Source organism: Enterobacter sp. 120016, assembly GCF_018383635.1.
In the GTDB taxonomy this organism is placed as follows: Bacteria; Pseudomonadota; Gammaproteobacteria; order Enterobacterales; family Enterobacteriaceae; genus Enterobacter; species Enterobacter asburiae_D.
Genome location: NZ_JAHAWC010000018.1, coordinates 15,310 through 29,705, shown reverse-complemented (window position 1 = coordinate 29,705; position 14,396 = coordinate 15,310). Strand labels below are relative to the sequence as shown.

General features: G+C 56.6%; 17 protein-coding genes. 4 read left to right on the top strand and 13 right to left on the bottom strand.

Annotation, left to right across the window (positions count from 1 at the left end):
- Positions 1–63: 63 nt before the first annotated feature.
- The 5 genes from hemW to KIF87_RS19745 are packed head-to-tail and all read right to left on the bottom strand — an operon-like array spanning position 64 to position 3,378.
- Positions 64–1,206, bottom strand: a complete 1,143-nt coding sequence (gene hemW / locus KIF87_RS19765; protein ID WP_213330273.1) for a radical SAM family heme chaperone HemW — start codon at positions 1,204–1,206, stop codon at positions 64–66.
- Positions 1,199–1,792 (bottom strand): XTP/dITP diphosphatase, encoded by a 594-nt coding sequence (locus KIF87_RS19760; protein ID WP_048979374.1) that lies wholly within the window; start codon positions 1,790–1,792, stop codon positions 1,199–1,201. Before KIF87_RS19760 ends, hemW begins: the two co-directional genes overlap by 8 nt.
- A gap of 3 nt (positions 1,793–1,795) precedes the next feature.
- The gene (gene yggU, locus KIF87_RS19755; RefSeq protein WP_213330271.1) at positions 1,796–2,092 is read right to left on the bottom strand and encodes a DUF167 family protein YggU; all 297 of its coding nucleotides are present in this window, start codon (positions 2,090–2,092) and stop codon (positions 1,796–1,798) included.
- Positions 2,089–2,655, bottom strand: coding sequence for a YggT family protein (locus tag KIF87_RS19750; protein ID WP_121424612.1), 567 nt, complete (start codon positions 2,653–2,655; stop codon positions 2,089–2,091). The genes yggU and KIF87_RS19750 overlap by 4 nt, the downstream gene beginning before the upstream one ends.
- A gap of 21 nt (positions 2,656–2,676) precedes the next feature.
- Entirely contained in the window at positions 2,677–3,378 is a 702-nt protein-coding gene (locus tag KIF87_RS19745) for a YggS family pyridoxal phosphate-dependent enzyme (protein WP_213330269.1), read from the bottom strand.
- A gap of 17 nt (positions 3,379–3,395) precedes the next feature.
- Between KIF87_RS19745 and KIF87_RS19740 the strand changes: the two genes are divergently transcribed.
- Positions 3,396–4,376, top strand: a complete 981-nt coding sequence (locus KIF87_RS19740; RefSeq protein WP_121424610.1) for a type IV pilus twitching motility protein PilT — start codon at positions 3,396–3,398, stop codon at positions 4,374–4,376.
- A 10-nt stretch (positions 4,377–4,386) separates the two neighbouring features.
- Here KIF87_RS19740 and ruvX read toward each other — a convergent pair whose 3' ends face one another.
- The 8 genes from ruvX to metK form a co-directional block, all read right to left on the bottom strand.
- Complete coding sequence (gene ruvX / locus KIF87_RS19735) at positions 4,387–4,803, bottom strand: Holliday junction resolvase RuvX (RefSeq protein WP_021242076.1); 417 nt, start codon at positions 4,801–4,803, stop codon at positions 4,387–4,389.
- Positions 4,803–5,363 (bottom strand): YqgE/AlgH family protein, encoded by a 561-nt coding sequence (locus KIF87_RS19730; protein WP_008499752.1) that lies wholly within the window; start codon positions 5,361–5,363, stop codon positions 4,803–4,805. The genes ruvX and KIF87_RS19730 overlap by 1 nt, the downstream gene beginning before the upstream one ends.
- 87 nt (positions 5,364–5,450) lie before the next feature.
- Positions 5,451–6,398, bottom strand: a complete 948-nt coding sequence (gshB, locus tag KIF87_RS19725) for a glutathione synthase (protein ID WP_047173570.1) — start codon at positions 6,396–6,398, stop codon at positions 5,451–5,453.
- Positions 6,399–6,417: 19 nt separating this feature from the next.
- The gene (gene rsmE, locus KIF87_RS19720; RefSeq protein WP_010435451.1) at positions 6,418–7,149 is read right to left on the bottom strand and encodes a 16S rRNA (uracil(1498)-N(3))-methyltransferase; all 732 of its coding nucleotides are present in this window, start codon (positions 7,147–7,149) and stop codon (positions 6,418–6,420) included.
- Positions 7,150–7,200: 51 nt separating this feature from the next.
- Positions 7,201–7,908, bottom strand: coding sequence for a deoxyribonuclease I (gene endA, locus KIF87_RS19715; protein ID WP_023333343.1), 708 nt, complete (start codon positions 7,906–7,908; stop codon positions 7,201–7,203).
- Positions 7,909–8,002: 94 nt separating this feature from the next.
- Positions 8,003–8,500, bottom strand: coding sequence for a SprT family zinc-dependent metalloprotease (locus KIF87_RS19710; protein WP_213330267.1), 498 nt, complete (start codon positions 8,498–8,500; stop codon positions 8,003–8,005).
- A 58-nt stretch (positions 8,501–8,558) separates the two neighbouring features.
- Complete coding sequence (gene galP / locus KIF87_RS19705) at positions 8,559–9,956, bottom strand: galactose/proton symporter (RefSeq protein WP_063144921.1); 1,398 nt, start codon at positions 9,954–9,956, stop codon at positions 8,559–8,561.
- Between the two features lie 333 nt (positions 9,957–10,289).
- Positions 10,290–11,444, bottom strand: a complete 1,155-nt coding sequence (gene metK, locus KIF87_RS19700; protein WP_213330265.1) for a methionine adenosyltransferase — start codon at positions 11,442–11,444, stop codon at positions 10,290–10,292.
- A 425-nt stretch (positions 11,445–11,869) separates the two neighbouring features.
- On the opposite strand from metK, the gene yqgG reads away from it, so the two are divergent.
- The 3 genes from yqgG (at position 11,870) to speA (ending at position 14,224) form a co-directional block, all read left to right on the top strand.
- Positions 11,870–12,013 carry a small protein YqgG gene (gene yqgG, locus KIF87_RS23625; protein ID WP_420095149.1) on the top strand — a complete coding sequence of 48 codons (144 nt, stop codon included), beginning with the start codon at positions 11,870–11,872 and terminating at the stop codon, positions 12,011–12,013.
- Between the two features lie 94 nt (positions 12,014–12,107).
- Positions 12,108–12,239: an acid stress response protein YqgB gene (gene yqgB / locus KIF87_RS19690; RefSeq protein ID WP_127312443.1), complete on the top strand. Its 132-nt coding sequence runs from the start codon at positions 12,108–12,110 to the stop codon at positions 12,237–12,239.
- Between the two features lie 8 nt (positions 12,240–12,247).
- A complete protein-coding gene (gene speA / locus KIF87_RS19685; protein WP_213330263.1) occupies positions 12,248–14,224 on the top strand; it encodes a biosynthetic arginine decarboxylase in 1,977 nt (658 codons plus the stop codon).
- Positions 14,225–14,396 lie beyond the last annotated feature (172 nt).

The window sequence follows — 14,396 nt, the reverse complement described above, 5'->3', positions numbered from 1 at the left end:
CCCCACACTCTGCCAGCCTTTCCCTCAACCGGCAGAACGGGATGCAAAATCCTGAATCAGCCTTCAGGATTCTTCGGCGAGGAACAGCTCAAGAAGGGAGTTTAAGAACAGCTTGCCGTGCTCGGTGATCTGCCAGAATACCTCGCTCTCGGTGAGATACCCCTGGGCCAGCGCCTCGTCGATCTGCGGGCGAATCACCGACTCCGACAGCCCGGTATAACACGCAAATTCCGCGCGCGGCGCGGCTTCCAGCAGACGGAAGCGGTTCATGAAGAACTCAAACGGCTTATCCGCCGCCTCAACGTCGTGCTGACGCTCCAGGTAGCGGCCTTCCATATACCCGCGAGGGTGGCGGGTTTTGGCCGTGCGCAGAATGCGCCCGTCCGGGAAGGTCACCTTGCCGTGCGCGCCGCAGCCAATCCCCAGATAGTCGCCAAAGCGCCAGTAGTTCAGGTTGTGCTGGCACTGATAGCCCGGCTTCGCGTAAGCGGACGTTTCATACTGCTGATAGCCCGCAGCGGTTAGCAGCCTGTGGCCCTGCTCGAAGATATCCCACAGCGCGTCGTCGTCCGGCAGCACCGGCGGGCGCGAGCCAAACAGTGTGTTTGGCTCGATGGTGAGCTGATACCACGACAGGTGCGGTGGGTTCAGTTCGATCGCCTGACGCAGGTCGTCCAGCGCCTCTTCCAACGACTGATCCGGCAGGCCGTGCATCAAATCGAGGTTGAAGCTGCGAAGATTAAGCCCGGTCGCCAGGTTGGCCGCGCGCTTCGCCTCTTCCGGGCCGTGAATGCGACCCAGACGTTTTAGCTTCGGTTCGCTAAAGCTCTGCACGCCGATGGAGATGCGGTTCACGCCCGCGCGCTGATAGTCGACAAAACGGTCGGCTTCAACGGTGCCGGGGTTGGCTTCCATCGTAATTTCAGCATCCGCGGCCAGGTTCAGGCGCGCACGCACGCCGTCCAGCAGCGTCTGCATCGCCGGGCCGGACAGCAGGCTCGGTGTACCGCCACCAATGAAAATGGTCTTAACTTCACGTCCCTGTGCGTAAGGTACATCGGTGTCCAGGTCGGCCAGCAGATGCGCAACGTAGTCATCGTGCGGCACTTCGCCCTTCAGCGCGTGCGAGTTGAAATCGCAGTACGGGCATTTCTGCACGCACCACGGGATGTGAATATAAAGACTCAGAGGCGGCAAATTAGCCATTACGCAGTGCTTCCAGTAACAGTTTAAGCGCGCGTCCTCGGTGGGAAATCGCGCTTTTCTCTTCGCGGGTCAGTTCCGCAGCGGTTTTGCCCTCGGTCGGGACAAAGAAAATCGGGTCGTAGCCAAAGCCGCCGTTGCCAGCCGCTTCACGGGTTATCACGCCCGGCCAGCTGCCGTGGCAGACGATCGGCGTAGGGTCTTCCGCGTGACGCATATAAACCAGTACGCAGTGGAACTGCGCGGTGCGCTGCTCGTCCGGGACGTCTTTCAGGGCGACAAGCAGCTTTTCCAGATTCTGCTGGTCGGTGGCGTCAACGCCGGAGTAGCGCGCGGAGTAAATCCCCGGCGCACCGCCGAGAAAATCCACGGCCAGGCCGGAGTCGTCGGCAATTGCTGGCAGGCCGGTAATCTGCGCGGCGTGGCGTGCTTTCAGGATCGCGTTTTCGATAAACGTCAGCCCCGTCTCTTCGGCGGACTCCACGCCAAGATCGGTCTGGGCGACCACGTCCAGCCCAAAATCATTTAATAGCGAGGCCAGCTCGCGCACTTTACCGGCGTTGCCGGTCGCGAGAACAACTTTCTGCATGGTTTAGTCCTGTTCTTTCAGAGCCGCGACTTCCGTCGGGATAGATTGCGGATTAAGGATTTTTACCTGTTTATGTCGCCCAAGTTCACCTTTTTCAATGATGACCTGGCTTTTGGCGACGCGAAACTGTTTTGCCAGATATTTGGTCAGATGCGCGTTCGCCTGGCCGTCAACCGGCGGGGCGGTGATGGCGACTTTTAACTCGTCGCCATGCAGCCCAACAATAGTGTCACGGCTGGCTTTGGGCTGAATATACAGCCGCAAGACCAGCCCGTCAGCGCAGGTGCTTACTGCACTCATAGCGCCATCCACAGCCCCGGCAGCAGCATGTTGCCCGTGGACTGTAACAGCTCAGCGATCCCCATGTTGACCACATAGAGCAGCAGAACCAGGATCATCGGGGAAAAATCGATGCCGCCCATAGACGGAAGCAGGTTGCGGATCGGACGCAGCAGCGGCTCGGCCAGCTGAATCAAAGCATACTCCACCGGGCTACGCCCCTGGCTCACCCAGCTCATAATGGCCATGACCAGCAGCACCCAGAAAATCAGCAGGCCGACGGTTTTGACCAGAATCAGGACCGCAGCAATCCAGATAATCGGCTGGAAGGTGATGACCATAAACAGCACGATCGCTTTGATAACGCTCAGAATAAACGCCACCAGCAGAGACGAACTGTCGATGGGGCCCATGGCCGGGATAATACGGCGCAATGGTCCGACAATAGGTTGCGTGATTTTCACGACGAACTGCGAGAACGGATTGTAAAAATCACAGCGGGCCCACTGCATCCAGACGCGCAGCAAAAGCGCCATCGTATACAGCTCAAGCACAGTTGAGAGCAGGAAAGTCAACGTCTTCATGGCGTTCCTCAGGTTTCCTTATTATTTTGAGTAGTCGCGCGCACCGAAAATTGCCGTGCCGATGCGCACCATAGTGCTGCCTGCCGCGATGGCGGCTTCCATATCATCCGACATGCCCAAAGAAAGCGTGTCTACCGTGTTATAGCGCGCTTTAAGCGCCTCAAATGCTACAGCCATTTGCTGTGCCACGGCAAACTGCCTTTCATAACTTGACTCAGGCGCCGGAATTGCCATCAGCCCGCGCAGGGTTAAGCGCGGCAGTTCGGCCACCTCTGCGGCCAGCGCGTCCAGTTCGCTCAGCGCAATGCCGGACTTGCTGTTTTCGTCGCTGATGTTGACCTGAATAAGCACGTTGAGTGCCGACATTTCTGCCGGACGCTGGTCATTCAGACGGGTAGCAATACGCAGACGGTCGATGGTATGGCACCAGTCGAAGTGCTCTGCCACCAGACGGCTTTTGTTCGACTGCAGCGGGCCAATAAAGTGCCATTGCAGACTCGTCTTTCCCTGTTCCTGGAAGTAGCGAATTTTATCCACGCCTTCCTGCACGTAGTTTTCACCAAACGCCCGCTGGCCTGCATCAATGGCTTCTGCGATGGCGCTCGCAGGCTTGGTTTTGCTAACTGCAAGCAGCGTAATTTCTTCTGAAGCCCGGCCGCAACGCGTTGCGGCGGCTGAGATTTTGTCCCGGACCTGTGCCAGGTTATGCGCAATGTCGTTCATTTTCCGAGGAGTAGTCTATGGATGTGGAAGAAATTGTGGCCCTTAGTGTAAAGCATAACGTCTCCGATCTACACCTGTGCAGTGATTCACCGCCGCGCTGGCGCAGATTAGGCCGGCTTGAGCCTGCTCCCTTTCCGCCTCCCGACGTTGGGGCGTTATTAAAAGCGTGGCTCAACGATGAGCAGCAGGGAACCTGGTGGGCGAACGGGCAGGTGGACTTTGCCGCGACGGTAACGGGAGGCCAGCGTCTGCGCGGCAGTGCCTTTAAGCAGATGAGCGGGATCTCTGTGACGCTGCGGCTGTTGCCGCGTACCTGCCCGCAGCTCGCTTCGCTGGGCGCGCCGCGGGCAATCCCGGAACTGTTGTCCAATGACGCCGGGTTGATTCTGGTGACAGGGGCAACCGGCAGCGGTAAATCCACTACGCTGGCGGCGATGGTCGATTTTCTTAACCGCCATGCTGACGGTCATATCCTCACGCTTGAAGATCCGGTGGAGTTTATCTACCAGAGCGAGCGTTGCCTGATCCAGCAGCGGGAGATAGGCCAGCACAGCCCGTCATTTGCCGACGCGCTGCGCAGTGCCTTACGCCAGGATCCGGACGTTATTCTGCTGGGAGAGCTGCGCGACAGCGAAACGATCCGCCTGGCGCTGACGGCCGCGGAAACCGGACATCTGGTGCTGGCGACGCTGCACACGCGCGGGGCATCGCAGGCGATTGAACGGCTGGTCGATACGTTCCCGGCGCAGGAGAAAGATCCGGTGCGTAACCAGCTGGCCGGCAGCCTGCGGGCGGTGCTGGCGCAAAAGCTGCTTCCCGATCTCCAGGGCGGGCGCGTTGCGCTGTATGAACTGCTGGTGAACACCGCAGCGGCGGCGAATCTTATTCGTGAAGGGAAAACGTGGCAACTGCCCGGCATCATCCAGACCGGTCAGCAGGCAGGAATGCAGAACTTTGACCAGAGCCTGGCGGAGAGACGGGCGCAGGGGCGGCTGTAGGCCCCTGAGTCTAAAAGCCCTGTTCGAAATAGCTTTCGAGGATGATGACTGCTGAAGCGGAGTCCACGCTGCCCTTGTTGAGCGCCCGGAAGCCGCCGTGCTCAAACAGGCCCGCACGCGCTTCGACGGTGCTAAGACGCTCGTCGTGAAGCTTCACGGAGACGCCAAAGCGGCCATGGATTTTATTGGCGAACTTACGCGCCCGGGCGGTAAGCGGCTGTTCTGTACCATCCATGTTCAGCGGCAGCCCAACAATCACGTCATCCGGCTGCCACTCTTTGAGCAGGCGCTCGATAAGATTCCAGTCTGGCGTGCCGTCATTAGCCTTCAGGGCCGTGAGTGGACGCGCGGTACCGGTGATGCGCTGACCCACGGCAACGCCAATGCTTTTAGTACCAAAATCGAAGGCCAGAAGCGTTCCGCTCATCAGGCGTGCCCCGCTACGCCTGGCATGGTCAGGATATCAATGCCAATCAGCTTCGCCGCGTCACGCCAGCGATCGGCGATAGGGGTTTTAAACAGGATGTTCATGTCCGCAGGCGCGGTCAGCCAGGCGTTATCGAGTATCTCTTGCTCAAGCTGGCCTTTCTCCCACGATGAATAGCCCAGCGCAACCAGCACTTCAGAAGGCTGCTCTGCGGTGCCCAGCGTTTCGAGCACGTCACGCGATGTCGTGATAACGGTGTTGTCGGAGATGCGAATGCTGGAAGAGAATACCGGCGGCGTATGCAGGATAAAACCGCGATCTTCTGCAAGAGGTCCACCCAGCATCACGGGTTTATCAAGCCGGATTTCCGGCAGTCGCGCTTCAGCCGGGATTTTCAGCTTGTCCAGAATTCCTTCAACCTGAAGATTTTCCAGCGGTTTATTGATGATAATGCCCATCGCGCCGTCTTCATTGTATTCACAAATATACACCACGGCGCGGCGAAAAATCGGGTCCTGGAGAGCAGGCATGGCAATAAGAAAGTGATGCTGTAAATTCATTGTCAGAGGTACTGTTTCCTGGTTTAAAAAGCGACAGCGCCCAGTATGGGGACAAACACAGGCGCTGTCACTAATAGTATTGTTAGGTTATTTCTGTAAACGTTTTTCGATAGCGTCCATCAGCATTCCGGTGATCGAAATCGGGAATTCCGCTTCAATTTCACGAATGCAGGTCGGGCTGGTGACGTTCACTTCGGTCAGGCGATCGCCGATGATATCCAGGCCAACGAAGATCAGGCCTTTGGCTTTCAGCGTCGGGCCAACGCGGCGGGCAATTTCCCAGTCGCTTTCGGTCAGCGGACGGGGTTCTCCACGGCCACCGGCGGCCAGATTACCGCGGGTTTCGCCACCCTGCGGGATACGCGCCAGGCAGTAAGGAACCGGTTCGCCATCCACCACCAGAACGCGTTTGTCGCCGTCTTTGATCGCCGGAATATAGTTCTGCGCCATGCAGTAACGCGTGCCCAGCTCGGTCAGCGTTTCGGCAATCACGCCAATGTTCGGATCGCTCTCTTTCACGCGGAAAATCGACGCGCCGCCCATGCCGTCCAGCGGCTTCATGATGATATCGCCGTGCTTCTGCCAGAATTCCTTCAGCTGCGCTTTGCTGCGGGTCACCAGGGTTTCCGGCGTCAGGTCAGAGAACCAGGCGGTGTAGAGCTTCTCGTTGCAGTCGCGCAGGCTCTGCGGCTTGTTGACGATCAGCGTGCCTTTCTCTTCAGCACGCTCAAGGATATAGGTGCAGTAGATGTATTCGGTGTCGAACGGCGGATCTTTACGCATCAGGATGACGTTGAGATCGGCCAGGGCAATGTCCTGCTCGGTGCCGAATTCGTACCATTTGTCGTAGTTCTGCTCGACGTTAACGATGCGGGTGCGCGCGCGGGCTTCACCGTTGATCAGGTAAAGATCGTTCATCTCCATATAGTGGAGTTCATAGCCGCGACGCTGCGCTTCCAGCAGCATGGCGAAGCTGGAATCTTTCTTGATGTTAATGTTTGCGATGGGGTCCATCACGATGCCGAGCTTGATCATGTTCTTCTCCGTTAATGCTTCAACCCAGATCGCCAAACCGTACCTGTAGCGCGGTAATGGCCGTGAGTGCCGTTGTCTCAGTGCGCAGAACGCGAGGTCCCAACAGAATATCAGTAAACTGGTAACGTGCCGTCATCGCAATTTCATCCGCCGACAGGCCGCCTTCGGGGCCAATCAGCAGGCGTACGCGCTCAACGGGCAGGGGCAGCGTATTGATGCTGGCGCTGGCGCGCGGATGAAGATTGAGCTTCAGCCCGCTGTCCTCTTCTGCACACCAGTCCTCCAGATCCATCGCCGGGCGGATCTCCGGAATACGGTTGCGGCCACTCTGTTCGCAAGCCGCAATGGCGATTTTCTGCCACTGCTGGATCTTTTTGTTCAGACGTTCCGCATCCAGTTTAACGCCACAGCGCTCAGAAAAAAGTGGCGTAATGAGGCTTACACCCAGTTCAATGGATTTCTGAATGGTGAACTCCATTTTCTCGCCGCGCGACATCACCTGGCCCAGATGGATGTGCAGCGGTGATTCCCGGTCATCTACTTCGCCACGCAGCACGTTAACGTGTACGCTTTTTTTATCCGACCGCGTGATTTCCGCGTCGAAAACCTGGTTCGAGCCGTCGAACAGCTGTATTGCCTGACCTGCGCCCATGCGCAGCACGCGGCCAACGTGGTTGGCGGCGTCATCAGACAGGGCGATTTCTCGGCCTGCGGTAATCAGTTCAGGATGGTAAATGCGGGGAATGCGCATAGTCAGAAATTCCATGTGTCATGCGATATAAGCGAATTGCCGTAGTGTAGGTTAGCTCTTTTGCGCCTGGCAAGCCCGCTGGACGTAAGGGTTGTGATTCCCCTGGACTCTGGCGATACGTTCGTCGCGCTGGCATTCCCACTCCGTCACCGGGTACTGCTTGTCCCAGGCGTTGAACAGCTGCGTCTGCTGACGGGAGAGGTTGAGGTCGTAACGGTCACGCATATAGAAGTAGGTGCGGGCGATACTGCCGCGCGCGCGGGCAGGGGGCTCGGCGACTTTCTCTTTAAAATCAACCTTCATACCGCACTGGCCGTACTGGCCTTCGCCACCGTTCCACTGGCTGTACATGAAATTACCGCGGTCGCCGTTCACTTCACCTACGGCAGGCTGCAGGTTATGCATATCGCTTTCCATCTGGCGATAAACCGGATCTTTGGCGCAGTTTTTACGTCCGCCATCCTGCCAGCACTGGCGCTGGTGACCAAACTGCCAGGCCGGAACGACATGCTCCCATTCGATACGGCTGGCGCGGTTTTCGTTTTTACGCACCTTATAGCCGCAGGACTCAAGGTCAACGACCCCTTTTTTACCCTGCCAGTTAATTTTACAGCCGCAGTAGAAATCGCCCGGCACATCGGCGTTCACCTTCACGCCTGCTGCCTTAGCCTGGGAAAAACTGTTGATACCGTCGGCCAGAGCATGGCCTGAGAGCGCCGTCGTCAGAAAGGCGACCGCGAGAGAAAAATTACGGGACATCTTACACTCCGTGTCAAAACGAGCCCGCAACGTAACGAATGTTGTTCCCGTATGCAATCAGTCAGATCAGGAAAGTTCCTGAAAGTTCAGATGATTATTCCGCAACCAGCGGCTCGCCGCATTTGACGCAGCGGTAAGTCGCCTCGCCGCGCACCACGCGATTATGGCGGCGGACGGTAAGCTGATGCTGCTGACACTGGCAGCGGTAGGGGAAGGTATTGCGGCGCACCGATTCCAGCTCGAACTGATGGGTACGGCGTGCCGGAACGCCGAGCACCGCTTCCATCATCCACTTCCACTCTTTCCCGTGGGGCGCGACGCGTCCGAAGTGTTTCCACACCAGCAGATGCGCCAGCTCGTGCGGTACCACTTCCTCGATAAACGCCTTCTGGTTTTCCATCATCAGCACCGGGTTAAGGCGGATCTCATAAGGCTCGAGCCAGGCGGTGCCGGCCGCGGTTCCGCGCTGCTGATAAACGATCTTAGGTTCAGGGTAATTGCGACCGAGCTTCAGGTTCGCCTGGGCGAGTTTTTCCCGCAGGCAGCGCATAACGGCTTGCTGAAGGGCGATGGGGAGACGGGGTGCTTTCATAGGGGCAGAGCATAAAGCGCGAAGCGGGGAGGCGCAAGAGGCGCCCCCCGCATGAGGATCAGTCGTGGGCGCCGATTTCGCGCAGAGGACGACCTTTCATCAGGTTACGTTCAATATGTTCCAGAGAAACGTGTTTGGTTTCAGGAACCAGCCAGATAGTCAGCACAATAAAGAAGATATTCAGACCGGCGTAGACCCAGAAGGTGTTCGCGTTGCCCAGGGTATTGAGCATGGTCAGGAACGTTGCGCCGACGATCATGTTGGCAATCCAGTTGGTTGCGGTAGAGCAGGTGATACCAAAATCACGCCCTTTCAGCGGCTGGATCTCAGAGCACAGCACCCAAATCAGCGGGCCGGCGCTCATCGCAAACCCGACGATAAACATCAGCAGCATACCTACCGCAAAGTACTGGGCGGTTGGTGAGTGAATGCCCACATGCATCATGGTACCGAGGACACCCATCCCGACCGCCATCACCAGGAAGCCCAGCGTCAGGGTTGGCTTACGTCCCCAGCGGTCCACCAGACCGATGGCGATAAAGGTCGCCAGCACGTTGGTCAGACCCACGATGACGGTCCCCCACATCTGCTCGGTGGTGTTGGTGTAGCCCGCCAGCTCAAAGATTTTTGGCGCGTAATACATGATGACGTTCATCCCGGTGAACTGCTGCATCACCTGAAGCAGTACGCCGAGGAACACCGCGCGGCGGAAGTTGCTGTTCTCTTTAAACAGCGCCCAGCCGGACTGTTTGACCTTCAGGCTTTCGCGGATCTCTTCCAGCTCGTTTTTCGCTTCGGCGCTGGTGTCGCGCAGGCGCATCAGTACGCGTTCGGCATCGTGGAATCGACGTTTTGCGGCAAACCAGCGCGGGCTGTCCGGCAGGAAGAAGACCCCAATCAGCAGCAGAATGGCCGGGATGATGATCACGCCGAGCATCCAGCGCCATGCGCCGCTGTAGCTAAACGCGGTATCGGAAAGGTACGCGCCCAAAATACCGATGGTGATCATGAGCTGATACATCGAAATCATACTGCCGCGGATTTTCTCCGGCGCGATTTCAGACAGGTAAAGCGGGGCGGTATAGGACGCCACGCCCACGGCCAGGCCGAGCAGCACGCGGGAAACCAGCAGAACCTCAACGTTAGGCGCTGCGGCAGAGAAGAGTGAACCGGCAACGAACAGGATCGCGCCAATCATCAGGCTCTTTTTACGCCCGAGCTTGAAGGAGAGCCAGCCGCTGCCGACGGCCCCGACGGCAGCGCCAAACATCATGGAGCTGACCACCCATTCCTGGGTGTGAGCGCTGATCTGGAACTCGTCAGTGATGAAAGGTAATGCACCGGCAATCACGCCGATATCCAGGCCAAAAAGTAATCCTGCCAGGGCAGCGAGGAAACAGACGAAGAATGTCATCGCCTTGTTGGACGTACGCCCCTGTTTTTTATTGTCAGGCATTATGCCCTCCAGTTGGGTTATCAGTTTTATTGATGTAAAGGGTAGGTGAGTGACCCGTAAAAATATGTGAGATTAATCACATAGGTGTAATCGGTTACACTAACGCGAAACCGTAAAAATAATTAAAGCTTTGAAAATATAGAGGTAAACGAGGTGATGTGCATCGCGTTTGTTAGAATTTCGGACTTAACTGAAATGAAATGTAACAGCAGAAGAAAGACGATCAGGCAAAGAGATTATTCTGAAAGCGGGTTATATTCGGCATGGTGTAATCGGTTTCAAGCATAAAAAAAGGCCAGCACAAAGGCTGGCCTTTTTAACGCTGTCAGTCGATTACTTCAGACCGGCAGCTTCACGCAGCAGGGCGGCTTTGTCGGTTTTTTCCCATGGGAAATGTTCACGACCAAAGTGACCGTATGCCGCGGTTTCTTTGTAGATTGGGTGCAGCAGATCCAGCATCTGAATCAGGCCGTATGGACGCAGGTCGAAGAACTCGCGCACCAGCAGCGTCAGCTGTTCTGAAGGCACTTTTTCAGTACCAAAGGTTTCAACCATGATGGAGGTTGGTTCAGCCACGCCGATAGCGTAGGAAACCTGGATCTCGCAGCGGTCAGCCAGGCCGGCAGCAACGATGTTTTTCGCCACATAACGTGCAGCGTACGCCGCAGAACGGTCAACTTTAGACGGATCTTTACCGGAGAATGCACCGCCACCGTGACGCGCCATGCCGCCGTAGGTATCAACGATGATTTTACGACCGGTCAGACCGCAGTCACCCATTGGGCCGCCGATAACGAAGCGTCCGGTTGGGTTGATGAAGAATTTGGTCGCAGAGCTCAGCCATTCGGTCGGCAGAACCGGCTTGATGATCTCTTCCATCACTGCTTCCTGCAGGGATTTCTGATCGATATCTTCGGAGTGCTGGGTAGACAGAACCACCGCGTCAATACCGACGATTTTACCGTCGTCGTACTGGAAGGTTACCTGACTTTTCGCATCCGGGCGCAGCCATGGCAGGGTACCGTTTTTACGCACTTCAGCCTGACGCTGCACCAGACGGTGTGCGTAGGTGACCGGTGCTGGCATCAGCACGTCGGTTTCGTTGGTTGCATAGCCGAACATCAGACCCTGATCGCCCGCGCCCTGTTCCAGCGGATCGGCACGGTCAACGCCCTGGTTGATGTCTGGAGACTGTTTGCCAATCGCGCTCAGTACCGCGCAGGAGTTGGCATCAAAGCCCATATCAGAATGCACATAGCCGATCTCACGCACCGTGTTACGGGTGATCTCTTCGATATCAACCCATGCGCTGGTGGTGATCTCACCGCCAACCAGAACCATGCCGGTTTTGACATAGGTTTCACACGCTACGCGCGCTTTTGGATCCTGCTCCAGGATCGCATCCAGCACCGCATCGGAGATTTGGTCAGCAATTTTATCAGGATGTCCTTCTGATACGGACTCGGACGTAAACAGGTGTTTTGCCATGTTTTATTTCACCTAAGAGGAATTTGGTTAGCTCAAGCTGCTGTGTGGAATAGCCAAAGGAGATAATTCTACCAAGGCCTGCAGGTTTTTGACACTGGCAGTATGAGTGTTAATCAGTATAGATGGATTAACATCTGGATGGCTATTTTAGGTCACTTCTTCGCCCGATTTCCAGTTTTTTTTGACTAACCTCTCACTCAGTTGAAATTGCGGCTGGCAATAATTCCTGACGGCCCCGGCAACACGCACATTTATCTTTTGCTTTTTACCCCTGTTCTCGGTATAAAACGCGGCGCGCGGCTCATATAAAATAAGCGCTCGATGAACTCATCGTGTCGCCACTTCCAGCCGGGTTAAGCAGTGAACTTTTAGCTTTGGCTTGTGGTCCGTTTCAGCAGAGGCGGCCGTGGAGGTGATACGAGATAATGAACCATCGTTTTCCGCACATTCAGCGCAGCCGTTCTGGCGCGCATTTGATTCCCGCAACCCGCATTTCTAGTCTGCAAACCTGCCGATGTTATACCCATCTCGGCGCTTCTCAGGATTCAAGGGCCGGTTACGCTCTGTGAAAACTGAACAAGGGCGCTCTTGTTAATACAAGAGTTTTCTCGTGGTTTCGCCGAACCTTGTCATACAGAGTTCGGATACGTGTTTTACAATGATATGAATAAGAAACCGGTCGCACGGTCTGGTTTTCAGCATACTCTGCTGGGAAACGGAGCCGTTTATGGGTTGTTATCGCCGTATAACGCTGCGATAGTAGTCAACTGTTTTACACTTAATACAAAGAGTTGAGGTTCGCTATGTCTGACGACATGTCTTCTTTTTCGCCTTCGTCAGCGGGCGAACAGGGTGTACTACGTTCTATGCAGGAGGTTGCGATGAGCTCCGAGGAAGCCAGCAAGATGCTGCGCACTTACAATATTGCCTGGTGGGGCAATAACTACTACGACGTTAACGAACTGGGCCACATCAGCGTCTGCCCGGATCCGGACGTCCCTGAAGCGCGCGTGGACCTTGCTAAACTGGTGAAAGCCCGTGAAGCCCAGGGCCAGCGTTTGCCTGCACTGTTCTGCTTCCCGCAGATCCTGCAACATCGCCTGCGTTCTATTAACGCCGCCTTCAAGCGCGCGCGTGAGTCCTACGGCTATAAAGGCGACTATTTCCTGGTTTACCCGATCAAGGTGAACCAGCACCGCCGCGTGATTGAATCCCTGATCCACTCCGGCGAGCCGCTGGGCCTGGAAGCAGGCTCCAAAGCGGAGCTGATGGCGGTTCTGGCGCATGCGGGCATGACCCGGTCGGTGATCGTCTGTAACGGTTATAAAGACCGTGAATACATTCGTCTGGCGCTGATTGGCGAGAAGATGGGCCACAAGGTCTATCTGGTTATCGAAAAGATGTCCGAAATCGCCATCGTGCTGGAAGAGGCTGAGCGTCTGAACGTGGTGCCACGCCTTGGCGTGCGTGCGCGTCTGGCGTCGCAAGGTTCCGGTAAATGGCAGTCCTCCGGCGGTGAAAAGTCCAAGTTTGGCCTCGCGGCGAACCAGGTGCTGCAGCTGGTGGAAATTCTGCGCGAGCGCGGTCGTCTGGACAGCATTCAGCTGCTGCACTTCCACCTCGGCTCGCAGATGGCCAACATTCGCGACATCGCCACCGGCGTGCGTGAATCCGCGCGGTTCTACGTGGAGCTGCACAAGCTTGGCGTGAATATTCAGTGCTTCGACGTGGGCGGCGGCCTCGGCGTGGACTACGAAGGGACCCGCTCGCAGTCTGACTGCTCGGTGAACTACGGCCTGAACGAATACGCGAACAATATCATCTGGGCGATCGGTGATGCCTGTGAAGAGAACGGCCTGCCGCACCCGACGGTGATCACCGAATCCGGTCGCGCGGTGACCGCGCACCATACGGTGCTGGTCTCTAACATCATCGGCGTTGAGCGTAGCGAAATCTCCGAGGCAACGCCTCCGGCAGACGATGCCCCGCGTTCCCTGCAAAGCATGTGGGAAACCTGGCAGGAAATGCACGAGCCGGGCACGCGTCGTTCCCTGCGCGAATGGCTGCACGACAGCCAGATGGACCTGCATGACATTCACGTGGGTTATTCTTCAGGCACCTTCAGCCTGCAGGAGCGCGCGTGGGCGGAGCAGCTTTACCTGAACATGTGCCATGAAGTGCAGAAACAGCTCGACCCGAGCAACCGCGCGCACCGTCCGATTATCGACGAGCTGCAGGAGCGTATGGCGGATAAGATTTACGTCAACTTCTCGCTGTTCCAGTCGATGCCGGATGCCTGGGGTATCGACCAGCTGTTCCCGGTTCTGCCGCTGGAAGGGCTGAACCACGCGCCGGAACGCCGTGCGGTGCTGCTGGATATCACCTGTGATTCCGACGGTGCCATCGACCACTACGTTGACGGCGACGGTATCGCAACGACGATGCCAATGCCGGAGTACGACCCGGAGAACCCGCCGATGCTGGGCTTCTTTATGGTCGGCGCGTATCAGGAGATCCTCGGCAACATGCACAACCTGTTCGGTGATACCGAAGCGGTGGACGTGTTTGTCTTCCCTGACGGCAACGTGGAAATCGAGCTGTCCGATGAAGGGGACACCGTGGCGGACATGCTGGAATACGTTCAGCTGGATCCGAAAAAACTGCTTACCCAGTTCCGCGACCAGGTGAAAAACACCGGTCTGGACGATGCGCTCCAGCAGCAGTTCCTGGAAGAGTTTGAAGCGGGTCTGTACGGGTACACCTACCTGGAAGACGAGTAGCTGCTGATGCCCGGTGGCGCTGCGCTTACCGGGCCTACGAATGTAGGCCGGATAAGGCGAAGCCGTCATCCGGCAGAATGCTATACTCACTTGAACCCGTATGCATTACCGGCGATAATTCGCCCCAATAAGCGATTTACGAATCAATCCCTTCCTCGTCGGGTTTAACGAC